This window comes from Streptomyces yatensis (assembly GCF_018069625.1).
Taxonomy (GTDB): domain Bacteria; phylum Actinomycetota; class Actinomycetes; order Streptomycetales; family Streptomycetaceae; genus Streptomyces; species Streptomyces yatensis.
This window is the reverse complement of sequence record NZ_CP072941.1, coordinates 4166402-4180339: the sequence shown is the minus strand read 5'-3', so window position 1 is coordinate 4180339 and position 13938 is coordinate 4166402. Positions and strand designations below refer to the sequence as shown.

At 69.3% G+C, this 13938-nt stretch carries 12 protein-coding genes and 2 pseudogenes; 5 read left to right on the top strand and 9 right to left on the bottom strand.

Annotation, left to right across the window (positions count from 1 at the left end; translation table 11 throughout):
* Positions 1-91: 91 nt before the first annotated feature.
* A pseudogene (locus J8403_RS43680) lies at positions 92-215 on the bottom strand (peptide-methionine (S)-S-oxide reductase MsrA); the annotation flags it as partial.
* Between the two features lie 48 nt (positions 216-263).
* Here J8403_RS43680 and J8403_RS17035 point away from each other — a divergent pair.
* Positions 264-1751, top strand: coding sequence for a recombinase family protein (locus J8403_RS17035; RefSeq protein ID WP_211123936.1), 1488 nt, complete (start codon positions 264-266; stop codon positions 1749-1751).
* 662 nt (positions 1752-2413) lie between these two features.
* On the opposite strand, the gene J8403_RS17030 is transcribed toward J8403_RS17035, so the two are convergent.
* Positions 2414-2698, bottom strand: a complete 285-nt coding sequence (locus tag J8403_RS17030) for a hypothetical protein (RefSeq protein ID WP_211123935.1) — start codon at positions 2696-2698, stop codon at positions 2414-2416.
* Positions 2699-2934: 236 nt separating this feature from the next.
* Here J8403_RS17030 and J8403_RS17025 point away from each other — a divergent pair, with 236 nt between their 5' ends.
* Complete coding sequence (locus J8403_RS17025) at positions 2935-4284, top strand: NsdA family TPR-like regulatory protein (protein WP_211123934.1); 1350 nt, start codon at positions 2935-2937, stop codon at positions 4282-4284.
* A 76-nt stretch (positions 4285-4360) separates the two neighbouring features.
* On the opposite strand, the gene J8403_RS17020 is transcribed toward J8403_RS17025, so the two are convergent.
* The 3 genes from J8403_RS17020 to J8403_RS17010 form a co-directional block, all read right to left on the bottom strand.
* Positions 4361-4777, bottom strand: a complete 417-nt coding sequence (locus J8403_RS17020; protein WP_211123933.1) for a hypothetical protein — start codon at positions 4775-4777, stop codon at positions 4361-4363.
* A 181-nt stretch (positions 4778-4958) separates the two neighbouring features.
* Complete coding sequence (msrA, locus tag J8403_RS17015) at positions 4959-5618, bottom strand: peptide-methionine (S)-S-oxide reductase MsrA (protein ID WP_211123932.1); 660 nt, start codon at positions 5616-5618, stop codon at positions 4959-4961.
* A 237-nt stretch (positions 5619-5855) separates the two neighbouring features.
* Positions 5856-6953, bottom strand: a complete 1098-nt coding sequence (locus tag J8403_RS17010) for a hypothetical protein (protein ID WP_211123931.1) — start codon at positions 6951-6953, stop codon at positions 5856-5858.
* Positions 6954-7107: 154 nt separating this feature from the next.
* Here J8403_RS17010 and J8403_RS17005 point away from each other — a divergent pair, with 154 nt between their 5' ends.
* Entirely contained in the window at positions 7108-8271 is a 1164-nt protein-coding gene (locus J8403_RS17005) for a cystathionine gamma-synthase (RefSeq protein WP_059147877.1), read from the top strand.
* A gap of 245 nt (positions 8272-8516) precedes the next feature.
* On the opposite strand, the gene J8403_RS17000 is transcribed toward J8403_RS17005, so the two are convergent.
* The 3 genes and pseudogenes from J8403_RS17000 to J8403_RS16990 all read right to left on the bottom strand — a co-directional run bounded on the left by J8403_RS17000 (position 8517) and on the right by J8403_RS16990 (position 10118).
* Positions 8517-8771: a hypothetical protein gene (locus tag J8403_RS17000; protein WP_211123930.1), complete on the bottom strand. Its 255-nt coding sequence runs from the start codon at positions 8769-8771 to the stop codon at positions 8517-8519.
* 212 nt (positions 8772-8983) lie between these two features.
* Positions 8984-9466, bottom strand: a pseudogene (locus J8403_RS16995) (sigma factor-like helix-turn-helix DNA-binding protein); the annotation flags it as partial.
* 151 nt (positions 9467-9617) lie between these two features.
* Positions 9618-10118, bottom strand: a complete 501-nt coding sequence (locus J8403_RS16990) for a MarR family winged helix-turn-helix transcriptional regulator (RefSeq protein ID WP_203348515.1) — start codon at positions 10116-10118, stop codon at positions 9618-9620.
* 271 nt (positions 10119-10389) lie between these two features.
* Here J8403_RS16990 and ilvA point away from each other — a divergent pair, with 271 nt between their 5' ends.
* Complete coding sequence (gene ilvA, locus J8403_RS16985) at positions 10390-11832, top strand: threonine ammonia-lyase (protein ID WP_246585870.1); 1443 nt, start codon at positions 10390-10392, stop codon at positions 11830-11832.
* 18 nt (positions 11833-11850) lie between these two features.
* Here the strand turns inward: ilvA and J8403_RS16980 are convergent, their stop codons facing one another.
* Complete coding sequence (locus J8403_RS16980) at positions 11851-12807, bottom strand: helix-turn-helix transcriptional regulator (protein ID WP_211123929.1); 957 nt, start codon at positions 12805-12807, stop codon at positions 11851-11853.
* A gap of 154 nt (positions 12808-12961) precedes the next feature.
* Here J8403_RS16980 and J8403_RS16975 point away from each other — a divergent pair, with 154 nt between their 5' ends.
* On the top strand, positions 12962-13936 hold the full coding sequence (locus J8403_RS16975; protein ID WP_211123928.1) for an aldo/keto reductase family protein: 975 nt from the start codon (positions 12962-12964) through the stop codon (positions 13934-13936).
* The last annotated feature ends 2 nt before the right edge of the window (positions 13937-13938 follow it).

Genomic DNA, 13938 nt, shown 5'->3' with positions numbered 1-13938 from the left:
TCCCATGGGCGAGATTCTGATCCCTGGGAGCAGCGTATCGAGTGCGAGCGCGAGCCCGATCGCATCGCCCGAACGAGTGAGGCGGGGACCCTCAGCCTCCAGCGGGGGCGATCCCCGTCGGGCAGGTGCCCCCGTCGGACGGGTCACTCAGCTTGACGCCCGTGCCGCCGATGCCGCAGTAGCCGACCGGGGTTGTCCAAGTACTGCTGGTTATATTCCTATTTCTCGGGCAGTATTTCTCTGGGATGACTACAGGGGGCAGCATGACCAACGACGCTCAGTTAGTGCCGGTGGTGGCCTACGCGCGGATCTCCGCAGATCTGGCCAGGGATGGGCACGGAGTCGAAGATCAGCACAGGGTGAACGACGAGACGGCTGCAACGCTGGGCCTGAAGATCGTTCACTACTACACGGACAACGATCTTTCAGCGGCCAAAGCCGATCTTGTGCGGCCCGACTTCGAGGCCATGCTGAGGGCGCTCAAGGCCGGACATCTCCCGGATGGCCAGCCGGTGCGTGGCGCGATCGTCGTTGCGGATGACCGATTGGTGCGGCGCGTCGGCGACTACGAGCGCTTCGTGGATGCCCTGACCTATGAGGACGGGCGGGTGTACGCGGACGCCAAGGGGCTCAAGGACCTTTACAACGAAGACGTCGAATCCATGGGGCTCTTCGGGGTGGTCATCGCCAAGGCCGAAGTGCGCAAGATCAAGCGGCGTACTCGTCGCTCGCATCGGCGACGGGCAGAGGAGGGAATCCCCGTCGGGGGGAAACGCCCGTTTGGGTGGACGGATGACAAGCTAACGCTTGAGCCAGAAGAGGCCGCACTTCTGGCCGAAGCTGCACGGGATGTGATCGCAGGGAAATCCTTGCACTCCATTCAACTGCGATGGAATGACGCGGGGGTGCGGACGGTCCATGGCAACGAATGGCGAAGCCGGTCACTCAAGCTGGCACTATGGAATCCTCGGCTGTGCGGCTGGCGTAAACACAATGGGGAGTTGGTGCGAGATGCCAACGGCCTCCCTGTAGTCGGTAAATGGGAGTCCATTATTACGCCGAAGGAATGGATGGCCATCGACGCTCTCTTTTCGGCGCGGATTGGACCTAACATCAAAGCGGACGGTACGGTCACGGACTACCGCACTCCCTCGTACCTCCTCACGGGGATTCTTCGATGCGGGAAGCCAAAAGGGGACGGGCAGATATGTAACGCCCCTTTACGGGTGAGTGCCAGGCCGGATCTCTCAGGCGGATACGTTTACCAGTGCCCGAGCCGGTCCATGGGTGGCTGTGGTGGAAGTGCCCGGAACGGCGCCAAGGTCGACGAGTACATCACGGAATCGGTCCTGGCGAAGCTGGAGGAGCGTACTGCGGCCAAGACTCAGCTAGATGCCGAGTGGGGTGGGCAGGAGGAACTTGATCGCCTCATGGTCAAGCAGCGGAAGATGTTGCAGGCTTGGCAGGAAGACCAGATCTCGGATGAGCTGTTCTTTCCGGAGAACCACAAGATGGAGTCCCGGATCAAGGTACTTCGCAAGGAGCGGACGCAGCACGCCTTGCAGGTTCAGCGTGCTTCAGTGGTCACAGAGGACGTCCGGGAGCAGTGGTATTCGGGAAAGCTCGACATGGCCCAGAAGCGTGCTCTCATCCGCGAAGCACTGCATGCTGTGATCGTTCTTCCAGTCGGCGGAGGGGGTAGGCGCCCATTTAACCCCGACCTCCTCGTTCCCAAGTGGACGGAAAGCTAGCCTCAATACGGCGAAGAGGGGCGCGATGGTTGCGCCCCTCTTTGGTATTCGCTGCGTTACCTTCGTTTATGCTTCCCTCTCGATTTGTGATCTCGCCGATCGTCTTCCACGAGATCAACGCCGAGTATCCTGGATATGCGGCGCCATCGTTCTTCGCTCCAAGCGGGAGCGTTGGCCGCTTGCTTTCGTCCCCATTCGCGGGCGCTGATATGGGTCATGTGTCGCACCCCTGCTGCCCATGGAAGTTATGCGCTATTTCCTCGCTTGCCATGCGGAAACCGTCTTCACTTACTCAAGGGCGCGCCTTGCGGCGCGCCGGGCGGTCTGGCCGCCTCGCCGGGCTGCGGCCTGGCGGCCGGTCCCGCCGGGCGCCCACCGCCCGCATTGCCAGCGCATCTTGAGGAGCGCGGACACGCCCATCCGTCTGTCGGGGCTGGCGCTTTGTGGCTGGTGGCCGACGGCCTCCGAGGCTTTGGACAGCCACCACGGGGCGAGCCTCGAAGAACAGGGGGCCGATCGGTCGCAAACGCGGGCAGGATCACAGACCCGCCCGATTCGCCGGGCCAGCGTAAGGCCCCCTGTTCCCTCGCCCCGTGGCAGCTCCGGTCCAAAGCCTCTACGGCCGGCGGCGTGCCCACGGCGCACCGACCGGGCACCGCGCCTCACTCCTCGGGTTCGGGCAGCCGCTTGCCTCTGCTCTCGGCCACCCGCAGAGCATCGCGTAGCGCTTCGCAGAGACGGTTTCCAAGAAACCGTAATTCTCCGGCGCTCACCTTCTTTTCGTTCAGCATCTCCCGGCCGATAGCGAGGAGTTCCGTTCCTGTGCGGAGCTGTACGTCCTCCATCTCGTCGGCGACCTGCGAGACGTAACCGTGGTGATCGGTGGCGAGGTAGCACGGCTTGCCACTCGGATCGGACCAGGGGAGAAGTCGGGGGCGTGCGCTCATCAGCTCACCACCTCTGGCCCGGTACAGCGATGTGCGAACAACGACGACTGTTCGACCCGACCGGCGATACGCTCTCTCATGTTGGCGCTCCTCGCAGCGTTGACCACGCCCCCGGACCGTTCGCCCGGTCGCGGGGGTACACCTAGGCAACCCCTGTGGCACTTCAGCGGGTAGCGCCTGTAGGGGTGTTGAAAGGTGTTGGTTCCGCATTCGTTCATGACCGAAGGCCGTGAATCATGAAAACGCCGAACGAAAAGCTGTTCGATTGGCTGGATCGATCGGGAATGAGTCAAGGCGAGTTAGCCCGACGAACAAGAGTTCAAGCCAAGCAATGGGGACAGCCACATATTGCCCCGGATGCCACGAGCGTTCGACGCTGGCTGACCGGAGAACAACCCCGGCCCCCGGTACCCGACATCCTGACGGATGTGTTCTCAGCGGCCATGGGCTACCGAGTCACGACCTACGATCTGGGGCTCGGCGACAGCGCGACGGCGGACAGAGGGCTTGTGTACAGCCCTTCCTTCCTGGCTACCGTGGAAGCCGTTGCCGACTTGGGGAGGGCCGACGTGGACCGTCGTAAGTTCTTGGCCTCAGCACCGTTCGCCGCCGTGGCGGGCATCGGACCAAGCCGGGACTGGCTGTTGAGCACGCTCGACCAGCAGCCCAAGCCCGGACCCCGGGTGAGGCTGGAGGACGTCAGCGCCGTTCGGAACATGTTCAGCGTCTTCCAGGAGATGGACATCTTCCAGGGGGGCGGATCGGGCCGCCTCACCTTGGCCGCGTACATGAACGCCCATGTGTTCCCGCTGCTCCGTCGCACCCACACCGAGCGGGTTCGGCGTGCTCTCTGCGAGGCCGCCGCCGAGCAGACGTATCTGCTGGGTTGGATGGCGTACGACAACGGGGAGCACGGGGCGGCGCAGCGCTACCTGATCCAGTCGCTCCGTCTCGCCGAGGAGTCGCGTAACCCGGCCCTCGGCGCGCATGTGCTGGCCGGGATGGCGGATCAGGCCACGCTTCTTGGGCATCCCGAGGAGGGTCGAAGGCTCGCCCAGTCGGGCCGCGCAGGACTCACCAAGTCGGCATCCCCTGCATGCCTGGCCGATCTCTGGGCGCTGGAGGCTCGCGCTTGCGCCAAGCTCGGTGACAAGCGTGCGGCAGTGTCGGCGGTCGCGAAGTCGGAGACTTCGTACGAGAGCGTGCGCCCCGGGGAGGAACAGGAGTGGGCCACTTTCATCGACCCGGCGTACCTGCATGGGGAGCACGCCAACACCTTCCGCGATCTTGGTGAGCCGGAGGACGCCAAGGAGCATGCCCGCAGGTCAATCGACCACGCTCGTAAGCAGAAGCGTGCGCGCCGGGGCGCCATGTCCCATGCGGCGCTGGCTGCCTCGCATCTCCAGGGCAAGGACCTGGAAGCGGCGCACGCTGCGGGAGTACGGACGATCTCTCTCACGCAGCAGGTCAAGTCGTCGCGAGCGGTCGAGGCAGTCCAGGACTTGCAGAAGCGCATGAAACCGTTCGGCAGGCACCGTTTGGTTGCCGACTTCAACGAACGAGCGCGAGAACTGGTCGCCGCCTAAAGGCCGACGTGCGAGTAGCCGGACGCCCCACATCATCCGTGGCCAGGGGCGTCCGGCGCGGGCTTGTGCGTATTGATCAGTGCACGACGACACCGGGGACAAGGGCGACAAGGCCCGACACGAAGCTGCCTACCCCTGCCAGGGTGACGACGGTGGCCTTTCCGTCGGAGAACAGGCCCGCGCAGAATTGACGGACCTGACGACGGAGGATGAGCATTTTCAGCTTCTGCCAGCGGTGCTGACGGATGTGACATCCGAGAAGGATGCCAGACGCGTTGTTCCGGCAACCGTCGTCACGGCCGCGTACCGGAGCGCCACATGTCACAGGCGCCTGGAAGAGGCACCATGCGACTGTGAGCGCCGAGAGCGCGATCACTACGGCTGGCCCGGCAGAGGAGTTGATCCACGCCGCGATGAGCAGCAGACCTGCCAGAACTCCCCACCACTGGCCCAGCCCACCCAGCGCCTTGCTTCGTGCCCCCGAAGTCGCCATGCAGTGCATGTTGTGACGCGTACGTCACTGTCATGCACGCAGAGCCCCTCATCGGCCGGAACGCTGCGGAAACAGGCCAGTTCGCCAGTCAGGCACTCCGTGCCCGTTGCTGGGGCACTGCTGACGCACGATCTTGGGCCGTTGCGCGAACAGGCCAACACGGCCGTCCGTACCGGGCGGACTAGCCATCCGCCGGGGCCACGCCGATCGGGCAGGCAACACCAGTCCCACCAATGCCGCAGTAGCCGTTTTTGTTGCGGTCAAGATACTGCTGGTGATATGCCTCGGCCGGGTAGAAGGGGCCCGCCGGGAGGATCTCGGTGGTGATCTCGCCGTAGCCGGAGCCCGTCAGGACGGACTGGTAGGAGGCGCGGGAGGCCTCGGCCTCGGACTGCTGCTCGGGGGAGTGGGCGTAGATCGCCGAGCGGTACTGGGTGCCGACGTCGTTGCCCTGGCGGAAGCCCTGGGTGGGGTCGTGGGACTCCCAGAAGAGCTTCAGGAGGGCGGCGTAGGAGGTGACGGTCGGGTCGAAGACGACGCGGACGGCCTCGGTGTGGCCGGTGAGGCCGCTGCAGACCTCCTCGTACGTGGGGTTCTCGGTGTGGCCGCCCTGGTAGCCGACGAGGGTGGTCCAGACGCCCGGGGCCTGCCAGAACTTCCGCTCCGCGCCCCAGAAGCAGCCCAGGCCGAAGTCGGCGACGACCAGGCCCTCGGGGTACGGGCCGGCCAGCGGGTTGCCGAGGACCGTGTGGCGGTCGGGGACGGCGAAGCCCGGTTCGGCGCGGCCCTTCAGCGCCTCCTCGGGGGTGGGGAGGTGGTTCTTGTGGCGGCTGAACAACATCACTGGGCTCCCATGCGGATACGGCTGGCGGCTGTGGTCCCTCGGGCGGGTCTTCCCTCGGGGCGGGTGCGTTACCTCGGGCGGGTGCGGTCCCTGCGTTGGTGCGGCTCTTACGGCGCGGGGTGTCTCCCCGCGCCGTGTGCTTGGTACAACGGGCTTCGGGGTGTCTGAATTCCGCCGCCCGCCCCCTCTCCACGGCAGCGACTCACCGCGGCGGCGACTCACCGCGGCAGCGTCTCACCGAGGCAGCGTCGCCGGGGAGCCGCCCCCGCCCTCCCAGCCCGCGACCGCGAGCGCCCGGTAGACCGTGTACTCGGCCGCCGGATCCGCCCCGTACGACCACGGGACCGCGCCCACATGGCCGTCCACGTGGCGCAGCTGCTCCAGCGCCTCCGCGTACCGCTCCGCCCGGACCAGGAAGAAGACCAGCAGATGGCGGACGTGCGGCAGCACCGGGTGGTCGGCGGGGGCCTGGCGGACGGCGAAGAGCGCGCCCTCGATCGCCTTCACGATCACCTCGCTCCGGTAGAGCGTGCGCACGAGGTTGGCCTCCGGCAGGTGCTCGAAGACGCCGAAGAGGGGCAGCGCGGGCAGGAGGCTCTTCTCGGGGGCCGAGGCGGCGGCCGCGTGGGTGAAGGCGTCGGCGCGGTCCTGGGAGCCGTGCCACTTCTCGCACCAGTAGTGGAGGGCGGCGAGGTGGGCGCCCATGTGGTGCGGGGCGAGCTTGGTGACCTTGGACCACAGCTCCTCGAAGTCGGCCTGCCGGTAGGCCATACCGCGGGCGACGCCGAGCTCGATGATGTGCGGCACCGGGTCGTCCGGGGCCAGCCGGGCCGCCTCATGGCAGACGTCCCGGGCCTCCTCCAGGATCATCCGGAAGTCGACCGAGGACGGGTCGAGCAGCGCCTGCCGGACCAGGAACTCCGCCTGCACCGCCGCAGCCCCCGGGTCCTCGGGAGCCGCCACCCGCCAGGTGCGCAGCCACATCCCGCCCCGGCCGGGGGCCTGGGCGAGCTCGAAGGCCGCCGCCCCGGCCAGCGTCTGCACCCGCTGCCAGCGCAGCTCCGAGGTGGCGTCGGTGAGGGCGAGCAGGCGGGCGGCCGGCTGCCAGTCCTGCCGGGCCTGGACCTCCTCCAGGGCGTCGATCAGCTGCCGGTCCGGGCCGGGCAGCCGTACGTCCAGCCGCTCACGCGGTACGAAGCCGTACTCCTGCGGATCCGAGGCGCGCATCGCCCCCTGCATGGCCTCGCGGCCCCCGCGCCGCCGTCGCAGGGCCGGCATGACGATCAGCCCGCCGATCATGACGATGGCGATGAGGAAGATCAGAAGCTCCATGAGGTGTCCCCGTGTGAAGTTCCGTAACGGCTGGTGGTCCAGAACGGCTGGTGGTCCGTAACGGCTGGTGGCCCAGAACGGCTTGTGGTCCAGCCTATGCGCCTCGGCGGTCGTTGAATCCAGCACGGGCGCGTCGGGCGTTACGCTCGGGCTCATGAGCCACCAGCACCCCGAGGGGCATCCTCAGAGTTTCGAGACGCTCGCCATCCACGCGGGCCAGGAGGCCGACTCGCTCACCGGCGCCGTCGTCCCCCCGATCTACCAGGTCTCCACCTATAAGCAGGACGGAGTGGGCGGTCTGCGGGGCGGCTATGAGTACAGCCGTTCCGCCAACCCCACCCGCACCGCGCTGGAGGAGAACCTGGCGGCGCTGGAGGGTGGCCGCCGCGGCCTCGCCTTCGCGTCCGGTCTTGCCGCCGAGGACTGCCTGCTGCGCACGCTTCTGGTGCCGGGCGACCATGTCGTCATCCCGGACGACGCCTATGGCGGCACGTTCCGCCTGTTCGCCAAGGTCGTGGAGCGCTGGGGGGTGGAGTGGTCGGTCGCCGACACCTCCGACCCGGCGGCCGTGCGGGCCGCGCTCCGCCCCCGTACGAAGGTGATCTGGGTCGAGACCCCGAGCAACCCGCTGCTCGGCATCACCGACATCGCCGCCGTCGCCGACATCGCCCGCACCGCGGGGGCCCGGCTGGTGGTGGACAACACCTTCGCCAGCCCCTACCTCCAGCAGCCGCTCGCGCTCGGCGCGGACGTCGTGGTGCACTCCACCACCAAGTACATGGGCGGACACTCGGACGTCGTCGGCGGTGCGCTGGTCGTCTCCGACACCGGCCTCGGGGACGAACTCGCCTTCCACCAGAACGCGATGGGCGCCATCGCCGGGCCCTTCGACGCCTGGCTGGTGATGCGCGGCATCAAGACGCTGGCCGTCCGCATGGACCGGCACAGCGCCAACGCCACGCGGATCGCGGAGATGCTCACCGCGCACCCCAAGGTGACCCGGGTCTACTACCCGGGGCTGCCGGAGCACGCGGGCCACGAGATCGCGGCCAAGCAGATGCGGGCCTTCGGAGGCATGGTGTCGTTCCAGGTCGCGGGCGGCGAAGAGGCGGCGGTCGAGGTGTGCGACCGGGCCCGGCTGTTCACGCTCGGGGAGTCGCTCGGCGGCGTCGAGTCGCTGATCGAGCACCCGGGGCGGATGACGCACGCCTCGGCGGCGGGCTCGGCGCTCGAGGTGCCGGCCGATCTCGTACGGCTGTCGGTGGGCATCGAGTCGGTCGACGATCTGCTGATGGACCTGAGCCAGGCGCTGGGCTGATGGCTGGGGCGGCTGGGGTGGGTGGCCGCCTGGCGGCCACCCTCGCCTGACGCCGGACCGTGTGGGCTGCGGCCTTTTGAGGGCGGTCACCGTCGTTCGGCGGGTGACCGCCCTCATCCGGCGGTGACTGCCCTCCTCCCGCATTGACCGCTTTCCTCCGGCGGTGACTGCCGTCATCCGGCGGTCACCGTGGTCCTCCGGGGGTTCACCGTCTTCCTTCGGCGGTCACCGTGCTCCTCCGGCGGTCACCATCCTTCGAGGGGTGGCGTGGTGTCGGTGGGCGGCGGCGCGGTCCACGGTTCGACGATCGCCGCCCAGACGGTGAAGGCGACGACCGCGGCGAACAGCAGCAGCCAGCCGATGGTGCGTACGAACTGGTGGCGGCGGAGCATCCGCCGCCCCCGTTCGGTCGCCCGGCCCGCCAGATCCGGCGGCAGGACCGGATGCGGGCCCTCCAGCATCCGGCGGACCTCGGTCTCCTTGCGGTCCGGAAAGCTCATGGCGCCACCCCGGTCCCAGCTCCGGCTCCGGCTCCGGTCCCTGCTCCCGTTCCGGGCCCGGCTCCAGCTCCGGCTCCCGTCCCGGCTTCGGCCGCGTCGGTGACCGTCCGGTGGCCGGCGGACGGGGGCGTTCCGGAGGGCGGGGGCGCTCCCGGGGACGGGGGCGTTCCAGCGGCCTGAGGCTGTCCCGCGGACGCGGGCGTTCCGGTGGACGCAGACGTTCCGGCGGACGGGGGCCTTCCGGTGGCACCGCGTCGCGGCGCCGCGCTGCGCATCGCCGTCACCGCGCGGGTGCAGATCGCCCGGACCCGCTCGACCGGGAGGCCGAGCGCCGCCGCCGTCTGCTCCTCCGCGACCCCCTCGTACAGCCGCAGCACCAGCACCAGCCGTTCCTGTGGGGTGAGCCGGGCCAGGAGGCCGCCGCGCGGATGGCGGTAGCGGTGGCCCCGGTGGGCGAAGAGGGCGGCCAGCGTCCGGCGGGTGTGGTCGTACGGATCTTCGCCGCGCAGCCGGTCCCAGCGGGCGTACGTGCGCGCCAGCGCGGCGGTCAGCAGGCGCTCGGCGGCTTCGGTGTCCCCCGTCGGCTCCGCCGTGAGCAGCGCGGCCGCATGCAGCAGGCGGCCACCCGCGCCCGCGACGAATACCTCGAACTCCCGGGCCCGGCGGCCATCCCGTGCTGCCCGCCGCTCTCGCACCACGTCCTCCGCCTCCCGTTCCTTTAGGACACGGCAGGCACGGGCACCCGGTCAAGAGGTCTGCCAAGAGGTCTGCGAGGTCTGCCAAGAGGTCTGCGAGGTCTGCCAAGAGGTGTGCGAGGTCTGTGCGGTCGATGAGGCCGCGCCGGGGTCAGGTGGCGGGCGTCGCCTGGGGCACCGTGCTGTGGGCGGCGGAGAGGGCGACGTTGAACCGGGTCAGCAGATCGCAGAAGAGATCGCGCTCCTCCGCCGTCCAGTCGTCGGTCACGCGGGCCATCAGGTCGCGCCGTGAGGAGCGCACTTCCTCCAGGCGGGCCTTGCCGCGCGGGGAGAGCTGCAGCACGACCGCACGGCCGTCCTCGGGGTGCGAGGTGCGCTTGACCATGCCGGAGTCGACCAGTGGGGCGACCTGGCGGGTGACGGTGGACGAGTCGATGCCCATGCTCCCCGCGAGCGCCTTGACCCCCATCGGGCCTTCCTGGTCGAGCCGGTTGAGCAGCAGATACGCGGCTCGGTCCATGGAGTTGCGGGCCTGGCCGACGCCGCCGAGCCGGGTCTGTTCCGCACGGCGGGCGAAGACGGCGACCTGATGCTGGAGCGTGTCCAGTACGCCGGTGTCGAGTTGAGTCGTCATGTCCGATTGGGTGGGCATGGCCTAGGGCTCACTTCATGCGGTGGTCTGTGGGATGTGGCACAGAGTACGCGGCCGGGGCCCTGCCCGTACGGGGGCTGCAGAAACCTGACGACCTCCGAGCCACAACCTGCCGTTCTGTGCCGTTCTCCGTCGCCGCGGCCCGCCGGTGGGCGTTGGCCCGTACCCGACCGACACCGGCCCGGCATCAGCCCGGCATCCGCCCGGCACCCGACCGGCACCGGCTCGGGCCGCGGGGGTCCGCCGGGGGTGAGCTGCCAGACTGGGGACCATGGCTGCACGACACGGCGACGAGGACGGGCCCGGCTCCGGGTCCGGCCCGGCCTCGCACCCCGCCCCCTCCGCTTCTGCTTCCGCCTCCACCGGTTCCGCGGGGTCTGGCCTCGCTTCCGGCCCCGCTTCCGGTTCCGTGGGGTCCGCCTCCGCTTCTGGCTCCGAGGGGTCCGGCTCCGAGGGTTCCGCCTCCGGGGGCTCTGCTTCCGCTTCCGGCTCCGAGGAACCCGAGACGACCAAGGCGATCACTCTCGACGACATCCGCGGGGCGCAGAAGACGCTGTCGGGGATCTCCCGGCTCACCGCGCTGGAGGGCAGCCGCTATCTGTCCGGTCTGGTCGGCTCGCCGGTCCACCTCAAGTGCGAGAACCTGCAGCGCACCGGGTCGTTCAAGCTGCGCGGCGGCTATGTGCGGATCTCCGGGCTCAGCCCGGAGGAGCGGGCGGCCGGGGTGGTCGCGGCGAGCGCCGGGAACCATGCGCAGGGCGTCGCCCTCGCGGCCTCCCTGCTGGGGGTGCGCTCGACGGTCTTCATGCCCGAGGGCGCCCCGCTGCCGAAGATCGCGGCCACCCGGGACTACGGCGCCGAGGTGCGGCTGCGCGGCCAGATCGTGGACGAGACGATGCGGGCGGCGCAGGAGTACGCCGAGCGCACGGGCGCGGTCTTCATCCACCCCTTCGACCACCCGGACATCATCGCGGGGCAGGGCACGGTGGGGCTGGAGATCCTGGAGCAGTGCCCCGAGGTGCGCACCGTGGTGGTGGGCATCGGCGGGGGCGGGCTGGCGGCCGGGATCGCGGTGGCGGTGAAGGCCCTGCGGCCGGATGTGCGGGTGGTGGGGGTGCAGGCGGAGGGCGCCGCGGCGTATCCGCCGTCGCTGGCGGCCGGGCGGCCGGTCTCGATCGAGGCGCCCGTGACGATGGCGGACGGCATCAAGGTGGGGCGGCCGGGCGATGTGCCGTTCCAGATCATCGACGATCTCGTCGACGAGGTCCGTACGGTCACCGAGGACGAGCTGTCCAGCGCGCTGCTGCTCTGCCTGGAGCGGGCGAAGCTGGTGGTGGAGCCGGCGGGCGCGAGCCCGGTGGCCGCGCTGCTGTCGGCGCCGGAGTCCTTCGAGGGTCCGGTGGTCGCGGTGCTGTCGGGCGGCAACGTCGATCCGCTGCTGATGCAGCGCATCCTGCGGCACGGCATGGCTGCGGCGGGGCGCTATCTGTCGCTGCGGCTGCGGCTCACCGACCGTCCGGGGGCGCTGGCCACGCTGCTGGGGGTGCTGTCGACGCTGGACGCCAATGTGCTCGACGTCAGCCATGTACGCACCAATCCGCGGCTCGGGCTGAGCGAGGCCGAGGTGGAGCTGCACCTGGAGACGAAGGGGACGGACCACTGCGAGGAGGTCCGGGAGGCGCTGCGCGGGGCCGGCTACACGGTGATGGCCTGACGATGTGGCCGGTCGGTGCTACCCGATCGGTCCGTGAGAGGGGTTTCCCCGCGGGCCCCGGGCGTGGTCGTCGTCCCGGTCCGGGGCTCGGCCCTTCTCGTCGGAGATCCGAGCGGACCACTGGAGGAGGAAGCGCAGTGCTTCGTTTGAGGGGGTGTCGGGCCGTGCGGTGTAGGTCGCGAGGAACTGGTCCGGCTGGGTGTCCACGGAGAGCTGCTGGACGTCGAGGGTCAGGGTGCCCGCCACCGGGTGGTGGTAGGTCTTGGTGAGCCGGTGGGGGCCGCGGACCTGGTGGCTTGCCCACCAGGTACGGAAGTCGGGGTCCCGCATGCTCAGTTCGCCCACGAGCGCGGTCAGGGCCGGGTCGTCGGGATGGAGGCCCGCTTCCCTGCGCAGCACCGCCACGCACCTTCGTGCGACGCCTGTCCGGTCCGCGAACAGCGATCGGTAGGCGGTGTCGAGGAACGTCATCCGGATCAGGTTGCGCTCGCCCGGCGGTATCGCGGCGAAGTCGGCCAGCAGGGCGGCTGCGGCCGTGTTCCAGGCCAGCACGTCCAGGCGGCGGTTGAGGATCATCGCGGGGATGTCGGGCATGCCGTGGATCAGCTGCTGCAGCTGGGGGTCCACCCGCTGCTGCGCCGGCTGTCGCCGTGCGGGGGCGGGTGGTGTGGCGTCGGCGAGGGCGAACAGGTAGGCGCGCTCGTCGGTGGCGAGGTCCAGCGCGTCCGCGAGCGCGTCGAGGACCGGGCGGGACACCCGGCGGGTGCGGCCCTGCTCCAGACGCACGATGTATTCGGTGCTCACGTGCGCGAGCTGGGCCAGCTCGTCCCTGCGCAGCCCTGGCACCCGGCGCAGACGGCCGTCGTCCGGCAGGCCCACCTGGTGCGGACCGAGGGCGGCGCGGCGGGCGCGCAGGAAGTCGCCCAGTTCGTTGCTGCCGGCAGGGCCGCTGGAGGGATTGACGTGCTGCTCCATGATCCCAGTATTGCGCCGGACCGCAGTCACGTGCCTGGTACTGGTCTGCATAGCCAGCACTCGCCCTGGCACCGCCTGCCACGCGGTGTGACGGTGGAAACAGGTCGGCAGACGACCGGCCGCCGGAGCGGACTGAACAGGGAGGATCTCTGAAATGGGCAGCGTCTCCAACATCATTTTCGGCACGATGACGCTGGGTTACGAGGGGTACGGAAGTCGTGTCCACGACCCCGAGACAGCCAGGGCGATGTTCGATGCCTTCGCCGCCGCGGGTTACCGCAACGTCGATACGGCCCACGGCTACGGGAACGGATCGTGCGAACAGATGCTGGGCGATCTGGGCGTTCCGAAGGACTTCTCGGTGGCGACGAGGTTCGAGCCGGTAGTGACCCCGCACGGGCATGATCCGGATGTCCTGAAGCGGAGTGCCCGCACGACGCTGGAACGGCTGGGGACCGACTCCGTCGCCCTTCTGTACCTCGCCTACCGTGACTCGCGCATACCGCTGGAGGACACCCTGCGAGCCGTGGACGAGCTTCACCGTGAGGGGCTCTTCCGCGAGTTCGGCCTCAGCAATGTCAGTGCGGCGGATGTGCGGACGGTCCTCGACGTCTGCTCGACGAACGGATGGGTCCAGCCGACGGTCTATCAGGGGTTGTACAACGCGGTTTCGCGCCGCGCCGAGGACGAGCTGTTCCCGGACCTGGCCGAGCTCGGCATGCGGTTCCACGCCTACAACCCGCTCGCGGGCGGCGCCTTCGCCCCGACCTTCGCCGCCAGGGAAGCCGCACCGGGCTCCCGGTGGGACCCGAACCTGCCCCAGGGGCAGTTCTACCGTTCGCGCTACCTGAACCCGGCTTACCTGGCCGCACTCGACGCGATGCGTGAAGCCTGCGGGCAGGCCGGAGTGTCGCCGATCTCCGCGGCACTGCGCTGGCTGGTGCACCATTCGCAACTGCGCGGCGAGGCGGGAGACGGGATCATCCTCGGGGCTTCCTCACCGGCGCACTTGACCCAGAACCTCGCCGTGGTGGCCGAGGGCCCGCTGCCGGCCGCCGTTGTCGGCGCCATCGACGACGCCGCCGAGATCGCCCGCCCGAACTGGGCCGAGGTCTCGCGCGTCGTCTGACC

Bases quoted from the DNA above. Each gene is read 5' to 3' on its own strand.
- J8403_RS17030 (WP_211123935.1), bottom strand. From the start codon at position 2,698: ATGAGCGCACGCCCCCGACTTCTCCCCTGGTCCGATCCGAGTGGCAAG.
- J8403_RS17020 (WP_211123933.1), bottom strand. From the start codon at position 4,777: ATGGCGACTTCGGGGGCACGAAGCAAGGCGCTGGGTGGGCTGGGCCAG.
- J8403_RS17010 (WP_211123931.1), bottom strand. From the start codon at position 6,953: ATGGAGCTTCTGATCTTCCTCATCGCCATCGTCATGATCGGCGGGCTG.
- J8403_RS17035 (WP_211123936.1), top strand. From the start codon at position 264: ATGACCAACGACGCTCAGTTAGTGCCGGTGGTGGCCTACGCGCGGATC.
- J8403_RS17025 (WP_211123934.1), top strand. From the start codon at position 2,935: ATGAAAACGCCGAACGAAAAGCTGTTCGATTGGCTGGATCGATCGGGA.
- J8403_RS17000 (WP_211123930.1), bottom strand. From the start codon at position 8,771: ATGAGCTTTCCGGACCGCAAGGAGACCGAGGTCCGCCGGATGCTGGAG.
- J8403_RS17005 (WP_059147877.1), top strand. From the start codon at position 7,108: ATGAGCCACCAGCACCCCGAGGGGCATCCTCAGAGTTTCGAGACGCTC.
- J8403_RS16980 (WP_211123929.1), bottom strand. From the start codon at position 12,807: ATGGAGCAGCACGTCAATCCCTCCAGCGGCCCTGCCGGCAGCAACGAA.
- msrA (WP_211123932.1), bottom strand. From the start codon at position 5,618: ATGTTGTTCAGCCGCCACAAGAACCACCTCCCCACCCCCGAGGAGGCG.
- J8403_RS16990 (WP_203348515.1), bottom strand. From the start codon at position 10,118: ATGCCCACCCAATCGGACATGACGACTCAACTCGACACCGGCGTACTG.
- J8403_RS16975 (WP_211123928.1), top strand. From the start codon at position 12,962: ATGGGCAGCGTCTCCAACATCATTTTCGGCACGATGACGCTGGGTTAC.
- ilvA (WP_246585870.1), top strand. From the start codon at position 10,390: ATGGCTGCACGACACGGCGACGAGGACGGGCCCGGCTCCGGGTCCGGC.